Origin of the sequence: Acaryochloris sp. IP29b_bin.137 (assembly GCF_028285745.1) — a bacterium.
In the GTDB taxonomy this organism is placed as follows: domain Bacteria; phylum Cyanobacteriota; class Cyanobacteriia; order Thermosynechococcales; family Thermosynechococcaceae; genus Acaryochloris.
Map to the genome: position 1 here is coordinate 1 of NZ_JANQOP010000024.1, position 17502 is coordinate 17502.

The 17502-nt window shown below is 49.3% G+C and carries 17 protein-coding genes and 1 pseudogene; 8 read left to right on the forward strand and 10 right to left on the reverse strand.

The genetic code is table 11. From position 1 onward, the window contains the following. From psbF to bioD, 5 genes and pseudogenes are all read left to right on the forward strand, one after another. Positions 1-79, forward strand: a pseudogene (gene psbF / locus Q0991_RS01655) (cytochrome b559 subunit beta); the annotation flags it as partial. 9 nt (positions 80-88) lie between these two features. Continuing rightward, the gene (locus Q0991_RS01660; RefSeq protein WP_299408973.1) at positions 89-205 is read left to right on the forward strand and encodes a photosystem II reaction center protein L; all 117 of its coding nucleotides are present in this window, start codon (positions 89-91) and stop codon (positions 203-205) included. 91 nt (positions 206-296) lie between these two features. Next, complete coding sequence (locus tag Q0991_RS01665; protein WP_299484872.1) at positions 297-413, forward strand: photosystem II reaction center protein J; 117 nt, start codon at positions 297-299, stop codon at positions 411-413. Between the two features lie 450 nt (positions 414-863). Then, a complete protein-coding gene (locus tag Q0991_RS01670) occupies positions 864-1319 on the forward strand; it encodes a phosphate-starvation-inducible PsiE family protein (protein ID WP_299484874.1) in 456 nt (151 codons plus the stop codon). Positions 1320-1340: 21 nt separating this feature from the next. Next, positions 1341-2045: a dethiobiotin synthase gene (bioD, locus tag Q0991_RS01675; RefSeq protein ID WP_299484876.1), complete on the forward strand. Its 705-nt coding sequence runs from the start codon at positions 1341-1343 to the stop codon at positions 2043-2045. On the opposite strand, the gene Q0991_RS01680 is transcribed toward bioD, so the two are convergent. The 7 genes from Q0991_RS01680 to Q0991_RS01710 all read right to left on the reverse strand — a co-directional run bounded on the left by Q0991_RS01680 (position 2042) and on the right by Q0991_RS01710 (position 9962). Next, positions 2042-2509 carry a hypothetical protein gene (locus Q0991_RS01680; protein ID WP_299484877.1) on the reverse strand — a complete coding sequence of 156 codons (468 nt, stop codon included), beginning with the start codon at positions 2507-2509 and terminating at the stop codon, positions 2042-2044. The genes bioD and Q0991_RS01680 overlap by 4 nt on opposite strands. 158 nt (positions 2510-2667) lie before the next feature. Continuing rightward, positions 2668-2880 (reverse strand): hypothetical protein, encoded by a 213-nt coding sequence (locus Q0991_RS01685; RefSeq protein WP_299484879.1) that lies wholly within the window; start codon positions 2878-2880, stop codon positions 2668-2670. Between the two features lie 137 nt (positions 2881-3017). Next, the gene (locus Q0991_RS01690) at positions 3018-3506 is read right to left on the reverse strand and encodes a hypothetical protein (protein WP_299484881.1); all 489 of its coding nucleotides are present in this window, start codon (positions 3504-3506) and stop codon (positions 3018-3020) included. A gap of 119 nt (positions 3507-3625) precedes the next feature. After that, entirely contained in the window at positions 3626-5722 is a 2097-nt protein-coding gene (locus Q0991_RS01695; RefSeq protein WP_299484883.1) for a flavin-dependent dehydrogenase, read from the reverse strand. A 240-nt stretch (positions 5723-5962) separates the two neighbouring features. Continuing rightward, a complete protein-coding gene (locus Q0991_RS01700; protein ID WP_299484885.1) occupies positions 5963-7132 on the reverse strand; it encodes a pyridoxal phosphate-dependent aminotransferase in 1170 nt (389 codons plus the stop codon). 128 nt (positions 7133-7260) lie between these two features. After that, positions 7261-8829, reverse strand: coding sequence for a bifunctional pantoate--beta-alanine ligase/(d)CMP kinase (locus Q0991_RS01705; protein WP_366524870.1), 1569 nt, complete (start codon positions 8827-8829; stop codon positions 7261-7263). A 236-nt stretch (positions 8830-9065) separates the two neighbouring features. After that, the gene (locus tag Q0991_RS01710) at positions 9066-9962 is read right to left on the reverse strand and encodes a peptidoglycan recognition family protein (RefSeq protein ID WP_299484889.1); all 897 of its coding nucleotides are present in this window, start codon (positions 9960-9962) and stop codon (positions 9066-9068) included. Between the two features lie 342 nt (positions 9963-10304). On the opposite strand from Q0991_RS01710, the gene Q0991_RS01715 reads away from it, so the two are divergent. Beyond that, entirely contained in the window at positions 10305-11288 is a 984-nt protein-coding gene (locus Q0991_RS01715) for a retropepsin-like aspartic protease (RefSeq protein WP_299484891.1), read from the forward strand. On the opposite strand, the gene Q0991_RS01720 is transcribed toward Q0991_RS01715, so the two are convergent. From Q0991_RS01720 to Q0991_RS01730, 3 genes are all read right to left on the reverse strand, one after another. Beyond that, positions 11285-11713 carry a peptidylprolyl isomerase gene (locus Q0991_RS01720; protein ID WP_299484893.1) on the reverse strand — a complete coding sequence of 143 codons (429 nt, stop codon included), beginning with the start codon at positions 11711-11713 and terminating at the stop codon, positions 11285-11287. The genes Q0991_RS01715 and Q0991_RS01720 overlap by 4 nt on opposite strands. Before the next feature lie 85 nt (positions 11714-11798). Then, complete coding sequence (gene rpsU / locus Q0991_RS01725; protein WP_299484895.1) at positions 11799-11990, reverse strand: 30S ribosomal protein S21; 192 nt, start codon at positions 11988-11990, stop codon at positions 11799-11801. Positions 11991-12162: 172 nt separating this feature from the next. Further along, entirely contained in the window at positions 12163-12438 is a 276-nt protein-coding gene (locus Q0991_RS01730; protein ID WP_299484897.1) for an RNA-binding protein, read from the reverse strand. A gap of 284 nt (positions 12439-12722) precedes the next feature. Here Q0991_RS01730 and Q0991_RS01735 point away from each other — a divergent pair, with 284 nt between their 5' ends. After that, positions 12723-16082, forward strand: a complete 3360-nt coding sequence (locus Q0991_RS01735) for a valine--tRNA ligase (RefSeq protein WP_366524871.1) — start codon at positions 12723-12725, stop codon at positions 16080-16082. A 4-nt stretch (positions 16083-16086) separates the two neighbouring features. Then, positions 16087-17001, forward strand: a complete 915-nt coding sequence (gene ylqF, locus Q0991_RS01745; protein ID WP_299484899.1) for a ribosome biogenesis GTPase YlqF — start codon at positions 16087-16089, stop codon at positions 16999-17001. The last annotated feature ends 501 nt before the right edge of the window (positions 17002-17502 follow it).

Genomic DNA, 17502 nt, shown 5'->3' on the forward strand with positions numbered 1-17502 from the left:
GTTGGCTGTTCATACCCTAGGTGTCCCGGTTACCTTCTTTCTGGGTGCAATCGCAGCTATGCAGTTCATTCAGAGATAGGAGACGTTAATGGCAACACCAAATCCGAATAAGCAACCCGTAGAGTTAAACCGTACATCGCTCTACATTGGCTTGCTGCTTGTTCTTGTTTTAGCTCTATTGTTCTCGAGCTATTTCTTTAATTAAATGAAGCTTCGTTTATCCGTTTGATAAGCGTTTTTGAGAACAAACTATTCTATTCATAACCTTTGCTGGTAATTTTTAGGAGGAAAAGTCTGTGGCAGATGGAAAGGTTCCATTATGGCTAGTAGGGTCAATTGCAGGGACTGCCCTCATTGCAATTACGGGTCTCTTTTTCTATGGAGCGTATGCAGGCTTGGGTTCTTCCCTGTAAGCTAGCATTTTCGCAAACTTCAAAGGGGAGTCAATGAACTGACTCCCCTTTTTAATTAGGATGCTTGTTATGACTTCTTGCTATACGCAGTTGTCGGGTGGCTAGTGGAAATACATAAAAGAGGTAGATAGATTAACAACCATCCATTACCCTTCACGCTCAACGTAATAAAAGAAGGCTGTCATAGCAGCCCCACCACCGATTAAAACAACCAAAGGCGTCATAATTGCGGGTAAAATGTCGCTGATCATAATCAGATTCCTATGAAAATGGGCAAAACGATAATACAGATCACCTAGCAACCTTAGCCAAAACGGACTAAGAGTCTAAGTAAGAATTGGCTGTATCATTCCAGCTTTTTTATTATCTGGTGCGAACGGTACCGAATCAAGTTTCTGTAATATGATTCATCGTTCCCTTTGATACCCTAGCAGATCTGTAATCTGTCCCATGAAACGAAACCATCGATCCTCGAACCGCATTGCTAAAGTTTTTAGTGATTCGTCTTTCCTCCGGGTGTTGCACTGGTTTGAGGGGGCAGTTGCCAAGAGTTTGTCCATTGCGCTGGTCATTGTTATTTGCTTCTCGCTGTTCGATCTTGGATTTAGGGTGATTCGTGAGTTGTCCACAGAACCCGTTGGGTTCTTTAATTCAACGTTACTCGAGATCTTTGGCCTATTTCTCAATATCCTGATTGCTTTAGAACTGATGGAAAATATTCAAGCTTACCTGGACCATCAGGGTGTACAGGTGCAATTGGTAGTGGCCACTGCGTTAATCGCTGTGGCTCGTAAGCTGATTATTTTTGACTTTGCAAAATCGTCAGGGTTGGATCTGCTCGGGTTGGCGGTGGCTATCTTCTCGCTATCCGTCAGCTATTGGTTAATACGTCGGCTCAAGGAATAGTTCGTTTAGGGAAATAGTGTGGTGGCCCAAACCCTTTTAATTAGTGGTACAGATACAGAAATTGGCAAAACTATCGTTACATCAGCCCTGTTGGCTTACTGGCAACGCTATCGATCACACGAACGTATCGCCGTCTGTAAACCCGTCCAATCCGGTCCAGGCGATCGCGAATGGTATTCTCAAGTTTTTGAATTACAGCAATCTCCAGAAACGTTAAATCCCCTTTATTATGACTTGCCGCTAGCCCCTCCTTTAGCGGCAAAACGAGCGGGACAGATCGTTGACTTACTCCCCGCTTGGCAAGCGATTCAACAGTTACAGACCCACTCCGATTGGGTGTTTGTCGAAGGTGTGGGGAGTTTGGGGTCGCCCGTCACCGAAGAGTTAATTGTTGCCGATCTTGCCAAGGATTGGCGGCTACCCATTGTGTTGGTGGTCCCGATTCGGTTGGGGTGCGTGGGCCAATCCGTTGCTCACATTGCGTTAGCCCGACAGTTTGGGTTGGATATCAAGGGCATCGTTTTGAATGCGACGGGGGTATTGTCCACAGAAGAAATTCAGCAGTGGGCCCCGATAGATATGATTCAGGCCTTGACCCAAGTACCTGTGATTGGCCAAGTGCCTCATCTGTCAGATCCAAGCAATCAAACCGTACTCGCAGAAGTCGCCTCTGGGTTCGATTTAGAAGCGTTAGGATCTCTAAGCTATACGGCGAATCTAGTTTAGGACTGCAGCCGAAATTTCCAGGAGAGGTACAGGGGCAGTTGGTAAAATTCGGCCAAAATCCATAGAGCGATTAAGCTATGGGTAATGCCAACAACTCCGATCCAGAGTAATGGAAACGAATTGGCTGAGCTATCTGGTAGGGGCGGGAAAATATAATGCATTACCCAAAGGATGGTTGGCGGTAGAACGGTAAGTCCCCCACAGAGGATCCAAATGCCCAGTGGGAAGTCAATGTCTGGGTGATGAAGCGGACGCCAGCGCTGACGAGCCCAGCGCCACCCAAGGGCAGGTGTTCGATCGGCTAGACAAATGGATTGTTGGCTGAGGTTGACTGAAAAGATGTGATGACAAACATTACAGGAAAACGCATCCATTAAAATGAGGCGATCCAGTTGACCCTGGCGACAGACAGGGCAAGGATAGCTCTGTTCATAATCAAGCAAAGGGGGGAGGACTTGAGCCATTTGTAATGGAAGAAGGATGCTCGGCCAATTCCAATGGTACATCGATCCTTCTATTGCAGGTGTTCAACCAGATACTAAAAGCCCTGGAACTACTGAGGAAAAACTCGCCGCCGCTAATCTAAAGGGGGACAGTGCTAGATCTTCAGCACTAGCGGTTGTTAGCATTGCTTGACGTCAGAAGGTGCTTTTGCCTGGAGTTGCTGAAGGAGTGACTCAACTTGAGCTTTGATCTCGAGATACTCAGCTTGGTGATCCGATTTATAGACATGCTTGACCGTCTCAAAAAGGCGAATGTCGCTGTTGTCCATCGATCGGGTGGGCACAGACTGTTGAGTTGTGGCTGGTTCAGCCAGAATTGTTTGGCTTGTCATGTTTACTCATTCAACTGCTGCTTTGGGACACCATTCTAGATCGGAAGCTGGCCGAAATTAAGGACCCTGTAGAACACTTTCCAAATTGCCTCATGGGTATGGCAGCGGCTTAAATAAAAACAGAATGAGGCGATGTTTTATGAAGATGAGATCTTAGAAGTTGGCGTCTCTGACTCTGAGATTGAAGACGGGCTAGATGCTTCAGGCGCATGTAATTCAGCGTCTTTATGGCTTAGGATCGTCTTTAATTCTAGGATTAACGTCTCTTGTTCTTGATGGAGATGGTCGAGTCGTCTTAAAAGGGTTGAAACTCGTTCGGATGGCTTGTGGAAAGACAGCTTGTTACGTTTTGGTGGGCTTAAGGGGGCGGTGGTTTGTCCTAACAGCCATTTCACCAGAGAGTAGGGCGATTTGACGATTGAGAACAGGAGATGTCTAATCCCACTGCTAATCCACCCCAATAGGATTTGGACAATTGCTAAAACCACTAAGAGGCTAATGATGGCCCAAACAGGGTGGGCCACCATCCAAGATAAAGCAGGATAGCTGTCAGCTAGGCTTTGAAGCCACCTGTCTAAGGCAGTTTGTAAGGGATTGATCGCGAGTCTCAAATGCCAATGGCCCATATAAATGCCTTACCTGGGATGTCTACAGTGATATGGGGCTGCGGAAATTAGCCTTACTATACGGCGTTGATACCCCCACCTCCAAATGACTAGGAGCAAATCCCTATGAGATCGCTGAGCTAACCAGAGATACTAGAGACGGTTTCATGGGTTGGAATCGTGAGTTGAGAGGTCTGAGGGGTATCACTGGGAGGGGGAAGATGCAATAGAAGCTTAGGCTTACCCATGCCATAGGTTAAGCGATAACACCAGCTTAAGAGCTGTAGCCAAAGACGGGGCCATCTCTGGGACAAGGGGGTTTGCCAACGCTGTAAAAGTTGGGGGAACCAGCCGCTAAATAGAAAAGATAGGATGGCGGTCCAGGTGAAGGTGAGGTATGTGGGGACCCAACTGAGAAGTTCTCGGAGGCCGATGGCGCGGGCGACCCACCAGGGAATCTTGGGCATACGCACTCCTGCTTTGAGGATAGTGCGAGTCATAAATAGCCACCCGCCGCGATCTTTGATAAAGTCATCGACTTGATCAGGGGGCTCGGTCTTAAGAACGCCAAAGAAGGCATTGAGAATCGCGTTAATCCAATAGGGGGGTAGAGTCGTTTGGGGCTTTGCCATCATTCCCCGGGAAAAGATCCAGGTGGCGGCAAGATTATCTTGATAGGCATTGACTAATCCCAGATCGTCTCCTGACAACAGATCGTTCTGGAGAGCGCTGTGTAATAAATGGGTGACCCGGGGCAGATTGCGGACCAGGGAACCAAAGCCAGTGAAAATCAGCGGTGAATTCAAAGAGGCAGCATCACCAATAGAAAGAATGCGATCGCACCCTGGTAAGCGATCCTGAGCATTGCGACTAAACCGTCCTGGAATATAGCCAAAGGCCGCCTTGCGCCATTCCAACTGGTCTAAATCGCAGCGACGATAGTCAGGTAAACAGGCAAAGAAATCCTCAAATAGCTCTAGTAGGGACCCTGGATTCTCTTTAGAAATTTGATGATAATAGAACAAATAAATGGTGATATCGTTACCTTCGCCAGGAAACATTTCCCAGATCAATTGGCGACCACGGCTGGTATCTCCATTCGTAAATAAAGGTTCTCCATAGCTTTGGTCCCAGACCCCTGGGGCAAAGCCATTTTTAACGACGCCACCAATTGTGGGACAAACGCTATCAAAGGCTCGACCGCCATTGATCTGCTGAGCAATTTGCGACGCCGTGCCCATTGCATCAATCAGCAGTCGGGACTGCATATACGACACTTGATCGGTATTTAAGTCTCGCACCTGAATCATAACGGTGTCTGATTCTAAGTAGGCTTGTTCAAATTCGGTGCATTCAAAAATTTGGCCGCCGGCCGCCAGCAGTTTTTCGCCACAAAGCTGCAGTAGTCGATCGCAGTCCATGGCAATATTAAGGACGGTGGGCGTATAAAGGACGGACGACCGAGCTGCTGGTGGATTATTGCCGCTAAAAAATAGATTGAAATTATCTTGGTATTCACGAGCAATCAACGTTTCTAGCTCATCTGCAGTCAGGAGGCCCACGTCGACTAGCGTTTGCAACTCACTGCGAGAAATATTCCACTCTCGGTTCATGCGGCCAAACTTGATTCGTTCGACCAGAGCCACTTTATAGCCCAAGCGAGCCATCATGGCTGCTGTTAAAGCCCCGAGGGCTCCACCGACAATGACGATATCCCAGGTTGAATCGGGGTTGGCAGGGGGTGCTGAATGAACAATGGGTTGAACTTTGGGAGGTTGAGGACCCAATTCCACCGTGTCTCGCCAGCGTTTTTCCCACCAGTAGGCCCGCTGTAAGTCTGCTTCGCCATTAGGGATATTCTGGAAGTACTTGGCCGTTAAGGGATAATGAGGCGCTAAAGCAGAAAAGATATCTGTTTGGGACAGATCAATTTCAGGGAAAGGCTTAGGCGCATAAGGGAACGTGGATTTGAGGGTGGTCTCAAACGTACGGATCCACGCTTGTTGCCCTGATGCTGGCTGGTCTGACCATTGCATCACCTTGAGATAGGTAGTGTTCAGGTGCTGCCATAAAAACACAACTAATTTGACTGAACCTGCTGTGATGTGGATTCCTGAAGTCGTGGGTGTCACCACGCTAGCGTTTAAGCCTAGCGTTTCTGATGTTTGCTGATGCAGCCAAGTTTGAACAGCTGCCAGATCCGGCGTGGGAATTTCCAGGTAAAGAAGTTGTTTCATGAGTTGGGCAAGCCCCTAAACTTCACGGCTCTGGGTTTTCTCGCAGAGCATAAAATGCGAGCATTTTACCCAAAGGCGTGGATGGGCAAAGCAGTTATCCATTAATCAGTGAATCTTATGCAAAGCATACCGTTTCAGCGGAAACAACGGCGGAGATTGCTAAGCTTTGACACATTTATTGGGGCTTTAGGGCTGTGCGCGAGCTACTTTCAGGCCGATGTGAGACAACAGAGAGGAAAGCTAATGGCTCAGGGGCAAGATAAACTGAGCCAGTCGCTCGATTCCTTGCTCGATACTGGTTTGGTCTGTGGCATAGGACAGTCGAATACATTGGTCGGCCCCAAAAGCAACACCGGGCACTGCCGCCACATGGAATTGTTCCAGCAAGGTTTCACAAAACGCGATGGAGCCTAAACCTGTACAGCTAATATCTGGGAACATATAAAATGCGCCTTGAGGCTGTGGACAGGTGACGCCGGGAATATCCGTTAGGAGCCGAAACATCAACTGCCGTCGTCGATCAAAGGCTCGGCGCATGGTTTCTACACAATCTTGGGAGCCGTCTAAGGCTGCGATCGCACCATATTGTGCAAAGGTACAGACATTAGATGTACTATGACTTTGCAAGCGTCCCACGGCTTGAATTAATTCCAAGGGGCCTGCTAGATAACCAATTCGCCATCCAGTCATTGAATAGGCTTTGGCAAACCCATTGCTAATGATTGTTTGTTGAAAGGCTGCTTCACTAACCGCGCCAATACTGAGTTGCTTAGCGCCATCATAGAGAATTTTTTCGTAGATTTCGTCGGACACGACCCAGATGTTGGCCGCTACGATGATCTCTGCTAAAGCAGCAATTTCTGCAGGTGTGTAGACCATTCCCGTAGGATTTGAAGGGGAATTGAGAATGAGTAAGCGTGTGCGTGGCGTGATTACTGCTTGCAGCTGGGCAGGCGTAATTTTAAATCCAGTTTGGGCACTCGTGGTTAAGGTGACAGGAACGCCCCCAGCCAATTTCACCATTTCGGGATAACTCAGCCAGTAGGGCGCTGGAATGAGAACCTCATCTCCAGGATTGAGCAGTACCTGCATCAAGTTATAGAGTGATTGCTTGCCCCCATTGGTGACGAGCACGTTCTCTGCCTGGAAATTTAAGTGATTGTCGCGCTGTAATTTATGGGCAATTGCAGCGCGCAGCTGAGGCTCACCCGGTGCGGGGCCATATTTGGTTTTCCCCTCATCTAACGCCTGTTTGGCTGCGGTTTTAATGTGATCGGGGGTGTCAAAATCGGGTTCCCCAGCGCTAAAACTCAAAACATCGATACCGTCAGCCCTCATCGCTTTGGCTTTTGCTGAGATGGCTAAGGTCAAAGATGCAGACACCTGACCAATGCGGTCTGCCAGTTTCATGCTGACTCCGAGAACGAGGATGGGGGGCTATTTGGACTAGCATACCCCTTCAGGCCACACCCCGAATTCCCTCTTAAGAATTTAATTTTCTTCCGCAGGGAAGCTAGGCAGTCGGAGGAAGAGACTGTTTAGGGGTGGGCGGGGAAGCGCTGGCGGTATAGGGTCGTGATTTGGTCAATCACCTGTTCAATGGTCATGCCATCCGTGTTGATTTCAACGGCATCGTAAGCTTTGCGGAGGGGCGCAAATTCACGCTGACTATCCTGCTGATCGCGATTGGCAATTAGGCCTTCTAACTCTGATTTTGACTGGGCCGGTAAGTTTTGATCTTGTAAATCCTGTTGGCGACGGCGAGCCCGCTCTTGAATGGAAGCCGTGAGAAAAATTTTAAGCCCTGCATCTGGAAAGACATGGGTGCAAATATCTCGGCCTTCTGCAATAATGCCGCCTTGGCGTCCCAGTCGCTGTTGTTGCTTGACGAGCGCTTCTCGAACGGGCGGTTGAGCAGCGACAGCCGACACCTGGGCGGTCACTTCGGAGGTGCGAATTGCCTGGGTGACCTCCTGCTGATTAACCCAGACTTGAGGCGGCTGTTGGGGGTCTGGATGGGGTTTCAGCTCAATATTGCACTGTTCGACCAGTTCTGCGATCGCAAAGGTATCCGATACCTCAACCTGTTGTTCCAAGGCCAACCAAGCGACAGCCCGATACATCGCTCCCGTGTCTAGATATTGCAATCCCAAAGCTTGAGCACAGCGACGCGTTACCGTGGATTTGCCCGCCCCTGCAGGTCCATCAATCGCCAATATCGGTAATCGAGCATCCAACATCATATTGTCGATTAAGCGAGCAGAACCCACGTGAGCGGCAAGGGCAACGAGACCTTGCGTGGTAATTTGCTCCAGGGGTTGCAGGGTTGTAGGATCCACCAGATCAATATATTCCACCTTAACCTGGGGTTCCTTGGCTAAGGTTTGGGCTACCGTGGTGAGTATTGAGTTGCGATCGCACTCCCCTGCATGAAAGGTGTGCTGAGCGGCTTGCAGGCTATGGTGCAAGATGGTTGCCTGTCGGACTTCTTGAGCAGTGAGATACTGATTGCGAGAACTCAATGCCAGTCCGGTGGCTTCTCGGATCAGCTGGCAAGGAACAACCGTGACCTCCAAATTCAAGTCTTGGACCAGGCGTTGAATAATAGCTAGCTGCTGGGCATCTTTTTGGCCGAAGTAGGCTCGATCCGGCTGGACAATATTCAGCAATTTCAAGACAATCGTCGCTACCCCTGTGAAATGCTTAGGACGATGAGGGCCGCATAACCTTGCTGTCAGTTCAACGGGTGGAACAACTTGAGTGAGGGGCGTATGAGCGAGGAGCGTTTCTGCCGAGGGTGCAAAAATAGCATCGACCCCCTGTTCTTGACACGAGGCTTGATCCTGCGCCCAGCTCTGGGGATAGTCTGCCAGATCTTCATGGTCTCCAAACTGCAGCGGATTGACAAAGATACTGACAATCACACATTTATTTTCTTGACGAGCCCGTTGAATCAGGCTGAGATGCCCAGCATGCAACGCTCCCATGGTCGGCACCAAGCCGACCTGACCGATAAGGGTGCTGGAAGGACCAGAGACATCACTCTGATCACTCGAAAAACGGTGTAAGAAATGGCGAAGTCCTGACACCGTCCGGATGATAGGCACATTGTCCATGACCATTAAAAACTGGGGGCAGACGTTAGGGTGGAGGGGTTCCTTGAAGGTGCGTTTTCACAAAACCGACGGACAGAGGGAACGGGTCTCTAAGCTAGTGTATCGTCTGGTGGTGGATGGTGCTGTGAGCCGCTTGGGCAAAAGGATATAAAACCAAAAACGCTAGGAACTTAGCCATACTTGGATTTCAAGCCTCAAGATCGAGTTAACCTCACCCCTTTAAGGGGTTAAGACCGGGCGTAAAACTGCTGAAGCATACTGTTAAATTTGGAAAAGTCAAAGCTACGGGGATCTGACCGTTCTCCAGAGCGATCAACACCAGCATGGGTGGTGACGCGCTGGTTAGGAACGCCTGTACGGGCAATTAACCAAGCCAAGGATTGGTACTGAGCCTCTGTATAACCGCTATGGATTGGACCGTTGTGGTTGCCATCAGCGGGGGTTTCCAAGGCAATATGATAGGCAAAATTATTGACCGAGGCAGGCAGGTCTGGATTCGTTTTCACGGCTTCTGGACCATTGGCTCCTACAAATACAGAGTTACCTGCGCCAAAGGCTCGCTTCTCCGGGGGAACGAGATAGACAATGGTGCCATCGAGAAAAATTAAGGCATGGTAACTGGCTTGATCTTCGTCTCGGGGATGGGGGGTTTGAAAATGGCGAATGGCACTCATGCCAGAGCCTACCGTCTCATGGAGAACGATCAGCCAGTTGTTTTGCACCGATTGGCCTTGAACGTTGTTGGCAAACCGTTCGCCATAGTTGGTGGGATGAACAGTGGCTTTAACCTCTCTGGGTTGAGGGTAGGGAGAGGAAACGCTGGTGAGCGGCTGCTGGGGTACGGGAGGTGGCGGCGTAATCGGGGCAGGATTATTGGAGGCAGGCGATGGGGTGATCGGTGCGGTGGGCGGTACTACCTCTGGATCCGCAAACGCGATATCTGACTGCACCTCAGGTAAATTCTCAGGCTGAGGGGCAGGGAGGGCTGAGGGAACCGGGCCTTTTTGGGCGGCTGAGGTGGATGCAGCTTCTTTTTCAGTGACACTCCAAAAACCGAAGGCACTGGTGATCAGGCCAGCCGCAACTGACAACAGGAGGGTTAGGAAAACATTGCTTTTAGTCATGACGTATAAGTCTTCCTGACTGAATCAAATCGTAAAGGTCCAGCAATCCTAGGCTTACAAATGCATCATTCAAGAATGACTGCCATGGGTAGAAAGGGATTAGTACTAATAACGATCATATACGTTAAGAAACTACAAGAAAGTCAACAATATCACTTTTTCTTCAAATAAAGCGCTAAAACCGACCTAGGTTTCATCTCTTTTATGCCCGTTTTGGAGCAGTTATTGAACGATGCGGGCCAAGTCTTGTATAGGATGGCGATGAGTCAGATGCATAGGACAAAAAGGATATTCGGGGTAGGAATCGCCCTGCTTTTTTGGGGAAGTCTTACCCCGAGTGGTTTGACTCAACCTATTCCCACCGGTTGGACTCACCCTGCTCACCCGCCTGCTAGAACTCGATTGCCCTCTGCGAGGGTATCTGCCCTTGTCCAGTTACAGGGACTTGAAGTACCAGCCCCCCGCACTCGTGGGTCAGCCCGACTGCCCATTTCTGCTCTGCCAGGGACGTCCGTTTATACCGTCAATGGGAAACTACAGGGATGGTCAACCCAGTGGTTAGTGGATACCGGGGCTTCGACCTCTATGGTGGCGACTCCTGTGGTAAACGCCTTGGGGTTACAAGGACAACCGATTCCCAATCAACGGTTATCCTTTGCAGTGGCAGGCAATGACTGCCCCAATATGGATGCGACCCTGCATCAGTTACCAGTGCTGGAGCTGGAGAAGGTCCAAGTCGAGGGGCTACGAAGTTTGCAATTTGCCAATACCGTCATTCCTGCAAAATTATCGGGGGTGCTCGGGATGGATGTGCTCAGGCAATTTGATTTATACCTGCATCCAGGGAAGTTGACGTTAAGCCTACTGCCGCCCACGCTTTTGCCGGAGGATGCGATCGCAGCCGCCATCCCCCTGGAGCAAAAACTGGGGGTAATGGTGGCCCAGCTCCATATCAATGATCAAGGTCCGTTTCGAGTGTTGCTAGATACCGCAGCGGACAGTACCTTTATTTCGGAGCAGGTGGCGACCCAGCTCAAGCTAGATGCAGCAACCCTCAGCCCGATTCAAATTCGGGGATTTTGTGGGTTGGAGAATGCAATGCGATCGCAACTCGACACCGTCACCCTCCATCGATACCAAAGACGCAATCTCGACGTTGTTGTCTTATCTTCCAGTATTCTCAAAGTACTGAAAGTGGACGGTATTTTGGGGCAAAACTTCCTGCGCCACTATCAACAATATTGGCGATTTAATTCAGGGGCAAAAAAGGGGAGCTTGTTGCTGGTACCCCTTGCTACCTCACCGTCTGCTTCCGGAGGTCATTAAGCAATGCTGATCAACTCAATCTCGAAGGTTAAATTTTCACCTGCTAGGGGGTGATTGCCATCTAACGTCACTTGATCATCAACGATGTCGCTAACCATCACCGGAATGACCTGGCCCTCGGGGTTTTTGATCTGTAACTGTTGACCAACTTCTAACTCAAAATCGCTAGGGATTTGCTCCCGCAAGACGGTAACCACCATATCTTCATGGTGGGGACCATAGGCTTGCTCGCAAGGAATCTTCTCGGTTTTAGAGTCACCAGGATTCATGCCAATCACCGCTTGTTCAAATCCTGGAATGACTTGTTGCCCCCCGATTGAAAACTTTAAAGGTTCACGCTCTAAGGAAGAGTCGAAAACTGAACCATCATCCAGCTTCCCCGTGTAGTGTATGGATACCGTATCTCCGACTTTGGCTGCTGCCATGATGATGCTCCTAAGAGTGAGTGCAATGCACCAGTGAGCTAAGGCTTAATTCGCCCACTGGGTCATTGTCCGATCAACACCTTGTCTACTTGCGGCCCCGCATTCTCCGCCGTTCCCGATGTCGAGCCGTCATTTTTCGCTGACGCTTTTGAGCGGGAGTCTCAAAGTGGCGATTTTTTTTCATATCGGCAAAGATGCCGGCTCTAGACACTTTTCGCTTAAATCGACGCAGGGCGGATTCTAATTGCTCATCGTCTCCAAGGACCACTTGAGCCATTCAATATTCTCCAACTAATGTGGCTAAACGCTTGGAAAACAGGATTCTCTGTCACCCAAACATAAAAAACAGGCAAGGGAGGATGGGGTCGCTGCCCTTACCTGATTGATAGAATTTTCAATCGTACTTCACCGTTGGGGTTAAGACACACCCAACATCCCGAAAGAAATCTTTAGTTACCGCCCCAACTGTTCGCAGGGCGAGGTGTCCGGGGCTTAGCTTTATTCACCTTCAGCGTCCGCCCGATCCATTCTGCCCCGTCTAGTTCTTCGATGGCTTTCTCTTCGTTAGCTTCATCTTCCATCTCTACAAAGCCAAAACCGCGCTTACGGCCAGATTCGCGATCCACAGGCAGCTTGACCTGCTTTACCGCTCCATATTCTGCAAATACGGAGGTTAGATCGTCCTCTGTAACCTCATAGGATAGGTTACCGATGTAAACTGTCATACCTTACCTTCAAAAATCAAAAAAACAACGTATCGAGATTGGAATGCGGAGGTAAGTCAACTAACTCAGGACGAAAGGATAACTTTTCTTGAATCTAGCCAAAACTTGGCCTACCGACGTTTGGTCTCTTTGGGTATTCTAGCGTCACTGCAGCTAAGTTCAAAGGGAAAATTGAACGATCGTTACTGGGAAAGACCGACAGGCAGAGGTAAATATGGCAGAATTTAATCTAATGCTGCCTCAGTTAATAGGCTTTTCTTCTCCTCTTCAGAGTGTTTTAAGTTATGATTGCCACCGCTCCATCCCTGTCTAGCCAATATGATCCCGCGGCAACCGAAGCCAAATGGCAAGAGACTTGGGAAGCGAAAAATGTCTTTAAAGCAGATCCGAACCATGAGGGTGCCCCCTACTGCATCGTTATTCCTCCACCGAATGTGACGGGCAGTTTGCATATGGGTCATGCCTTTGAGGCGGCCCTGATTGATGTGCTGATCCGCTACCATCGCATGATTGGTGATAATACCTTGTGGTTACCGGGGACGGACCATGCCAGCATTGCGGTTCATACCATTTTGGAGAAGCAACTGCAGGCGGAAGGTAAAACCCGCTATGACATTGGCCGGGATGAATTTTTAGAACGGGCTAAGCGCTGGAAAGCTGAATCGGGCGGCAAAATTGTTCATCAGCAGAGGCGATTAGGCGTTTCCGTGGACTGGACCCGTGAGCGGTTCACCATGGATGAGGGCTTATCCAAAGCGGTTAACAAAGCCTTTGTGCAAATGCATGAAGAGGGACTGATTTATCGCGGCAACTATATGGTGAATTGGTGCCCTGCCAGTCAGTCGGCGGTCTCCGATCAGGAAGTAGAGAATAAAGAAGTGGATGGCCATCTCTGGCACTTCCGCTATCCTCTCAGTAATAGCTCCGGTTTTGTAGAAGTCGCTACCACTCGTCCAGAAACAATGTTGGGGGATACGGCGGTAGCGGTGAATCCCAACGACGAGCGTTATCAAGACCTGATTGGTAAAACGATTAAGCTACCGATTACAGAGCGGGAAATTCCGGTGATTGCTGATGAGTTGGTCGATCCCGAATTTGGAACGGGCTGTGTTAAAGTCACGCCTGCCCATGACCCCAATGACTTTGCCATGGGCCAGCGACATCATCTGCCGTTCATTAATATCCTCAATAAGGATGGTTCACTGAATGAAAATGGCCATATTTTTGCTGGCTTAGATCGATTTGAAGCCCGTAAGCGAGTCGTTGCCCGCCTGGAAGAAGATGGCTGTTTGGTGAAAACAGAAGCGTATCGCCATAGTGTTCCCTATAGTGATCGCGGCAAAGTACCCGTTGAACCCCTAATTTCCACCCAATGGTTTGTTAAGACAGAACCCCTCGCGAAACGAACCTTGGCATTCCTAGATGACCAGAATTCACCTCAGTTTATCCCGGAGCGCTGGACCAAGGTTTACCGCGCTTGGCTGGTGAATCTTCGGGACTGGTGTATTTCCCGACAGCTGTGGTGGGGACACCAAATCCCGGCTTGGTATGCCATTAGTGAAACCGAGGGCGAAATTCGCAAGGATACACCGTTTGTCGTCGCAGAAAACGCCGAATCAGCTCAGCAGAAAGCTGTGGAACAGTTTGGACCTAAGGTACAGCTCCTCCAGGACCCAGATGTCCTAGACACCTGGTTTTCATCGGGATTATGGCCCTTTTCCACGTTAGGTTGGCCAGAAGAAACTGCTGATCTGTCCACCTATTACCCCACGGCCACTTTGGTGACGGGTTTTGACATTATTTTCTTCTGGGTCGCCCGCATGACCCTGATGGCGGGACACTTTACGGGGGAAATGCCCTTTAAGGATGTCTATATCCATGGCTTAGTGCGGGACGAGAATAATAAGAAAATGTCCAAATCAGCCAATAATGGCATTGATCCGCTGGTACTGATTGATAAGTACGGCACCGATGCCCTCCGTTATACACTCATCCGCGAAGTCGCTGGTGCAGGCCAAGATATCCGCTTGGAATATAACCGCAAAACCGATGAATCCACGTCTGTCGAAGCCTCGCGCAACTTTGCCAATAAGTTGTGGAATGCCTCGCGGTTTGTATTGATGAACCTGAATGGACAAACGCCGGAGCAATTGGGGCAGCCTGCGATCGCCGATTTAGAACTGGCGGATCGCTGGATCTTGTCTCGGTATCACCGTTTGGTGCAGCAAACTCGCAACCAAGTGGATGCTTATGGTCTGGGTGAAGCGGCCAAAGGTCTGTATGAGTTTATTTGGGGTGATTTCTGTGACTGGTATATCGAACTAGTCAAGCCCAGGCTACGCCAGGAGGGCACAACCTCCCAGCGCGTCGCTCAGCAAACCCTCGCCTATGTGCTGGAGGGAACGCTAAAGCTATTTCATCCGTTTATGCCTCATATTACGGAAGAGATTTGGCAGACCCTGACTCAACCGACGTCAGAGCAGTATTTAGCTAGCCAGCCCTACCCAAAAGCTGCTGATATTCAATTAGTGACTGAAACGGCACCACTGACTGCAGATATTGCTGATGTACCTGTTGAAGAGGCGGCACCCGAACCCGAGACGATACCAGAGCCAGAACCGTCTGCTCAAGTGAGGGAGGAGGCGTCGGAACCCGAAATTCGTGACTTTAATTGGCGAGATGCCATTCATGCCTTTGGCGAGCTGCCCGTGTATCTCGGGCGTTTTCTGAATGTGAATCAAACGGTCTTGCTTTGGGTCTGCGCATTCTTTCTGGGCATCATCAGTTTAGCTGTGGTCGCAGCTGTATTAGGTGCGATTAACCGCGTTCCTCTCTTGGGCAGTATTTTTGAGTTAATTGGTTTGGGATATTCCCTCAACTTTGCCTATCGGCGCCTGCTTTGGTATGACGATCGCAAAGCTTGGGTCGAATCCTTACAAAAGAAAAAAGAGGAAATTTTACCGCTGTTGAGTGATGCGAAGACGCTGGAAACAACGGCTGAAGACCTCGGTGGAGATTTGGCCCTCACGGAACCTGCGATCGCAGATGAGCCAGAAGCCCATACCGATACTGCTCCCTCAGATGACTTTACACCTGAAAATTTGCAGCCAGAGCCAACGGAAATTTTAGGTGCAAGCTCAGAAGAATTCACAGCCTGGGTGGATCCGGGTCTAGAAGAGCAGTTTGAGCTGGTGATTGACACCATTCGCACCATCCGCAATCTGCGCGCAGAAGCCAGCATTAAGCCCAAGCAACCGATTAAAGTGATTCTGCAAAGTGAAAGCGATCGCGAACGGCAAATCCTCACTGCAGGTCAAACCTACCTCCAAGATTTAGCGCGAGTCGAGTCCTTGAGTATCACCCCAACCGTAGAAGGAGAAGTTAAGCAAACTATTATCGGCGTGGTGGGCACCGTTCAAGTTCTTTTGCCTCTCTGTGGGGTAGTGGATGTGGAAATCCTTAAAGCTAAACTCAACAAAGATCTGCAAAAAGCAGAAGCCGAAATTCGCTCTTGCAGTGGTCGCTTGAACAATGCCAATTTCGTGGAGCAGGCCCCACCCGCAGTGGTTCAGGGGGCTCGCGATACCCTAGCGGAAGCGGAGAAGCAGGCTGAAATATTGCGAGATCGCTTAGCGCGGCTCTAGGGTAATGTCTACACCTCCGATTCAGTGGTACCCCGGCCATATCGCCAAAGCTGAAAAGGCTCTAGTTGAGCAGCTCAAGAAGGTAGATGTGGTCCTGGAAGTGCGAGACGCCCGCATTCCCCGCTCTAGCCACCACCCCCAGACTCAGCAGTGGGTTGGAGATAAGCCCCATGTATTGGTTCTGAATCGGATCGATTTGGTTACCCCAGTCTCCCATCAACTTTGGTTAGACGCCCTCAAGGCAGAAGGCCAGGTGCCTTACTGTACTGATGCTCAGCATGGCAAAGGCATTAAGGCCGTGATCAAAGCAGCGGAAAAAGTGGGCGTTAGCATTAATCAACGACGGCGCGATCGCGGCATGCGTCCCCGTCCCGTGCGAGCTGTGGTACTAGGGTTTCCCAATGTTGGAAAATCCGCATTAATTAACCGCCTGCTGAAACGCCGCATGGTGGAAAGTGCCCGCCGTCCAGGCGTCACCCGTCAACTCCGTTGGGTGCGGGTGTCTCAGGATTTGGACCTCTTGGATACGCCAGGTGTACTACCGGCCAAATTGAATGATCAAGAAGCGGCTTATAAATTGGCGATTTGCGATGATATTGGCACTGCTGCTTATGACAACCAATTGGTGGCTATCGCGCTGATAAATCTCTTGCAGCAGCTTTCAAATTGTGAGCGGCCTTCAGGCTTTATTCCCGACGATATCCTTGCCACTCGGTATCAACTCAACCCTGCTGCCATAACTGCAGAAGACTATCTGGCAAAAGCAGCCCTACAAAAACATCAAGGCAACTTAGAGCGCATGGCTCACCATATTCTCACGGATTTTAGGAAAGGTTCCCTAGGAAAAATTACGCTGGAATTACCCCATGTTTGTGAGGTTTCCTCTCAAGATAGGAAGCACCGCAACCCATCAGGTTAAAGACATTGACCTGTCTGGAAATGCGAGGGCAGTGTTGCCGTTATTCGCTGGCAACGAGGACACGAAACCCAGAAGTTCTTGAATGAGCGGACCCTAATCTTCAGTCCAATCATACGAAAAGCCAGTAAAAATCTTTATGAAATTATCTCTAGCAGTAGAAATATTTTTTCTAAATTACGCTTTGAATTGAGAGATTTTTAGTCTATTTGATTAAAAATCAGTCAAAAAAATTAATAATAAAATCCCTTACTAATGATATAAATAGGGCAATTCATCAATACTATCTTCTGTAGGAAACATTGTTTTCACGGAAATATGATTCGATGTCTGGGCTTTCTGTAAGGGTTTCGGCCCCTCATAACGACTCAAAGATTTCAACTCTGGAGGCTTAGCGATCCGATGTCAATAGGTATCATCCTCTGTTCGGCGATCGGTTTACATATTTAGGGTCAGTGCTCAGAAAAACGAAAAATATCTTACGTAAAAATACGCAAGCACCTT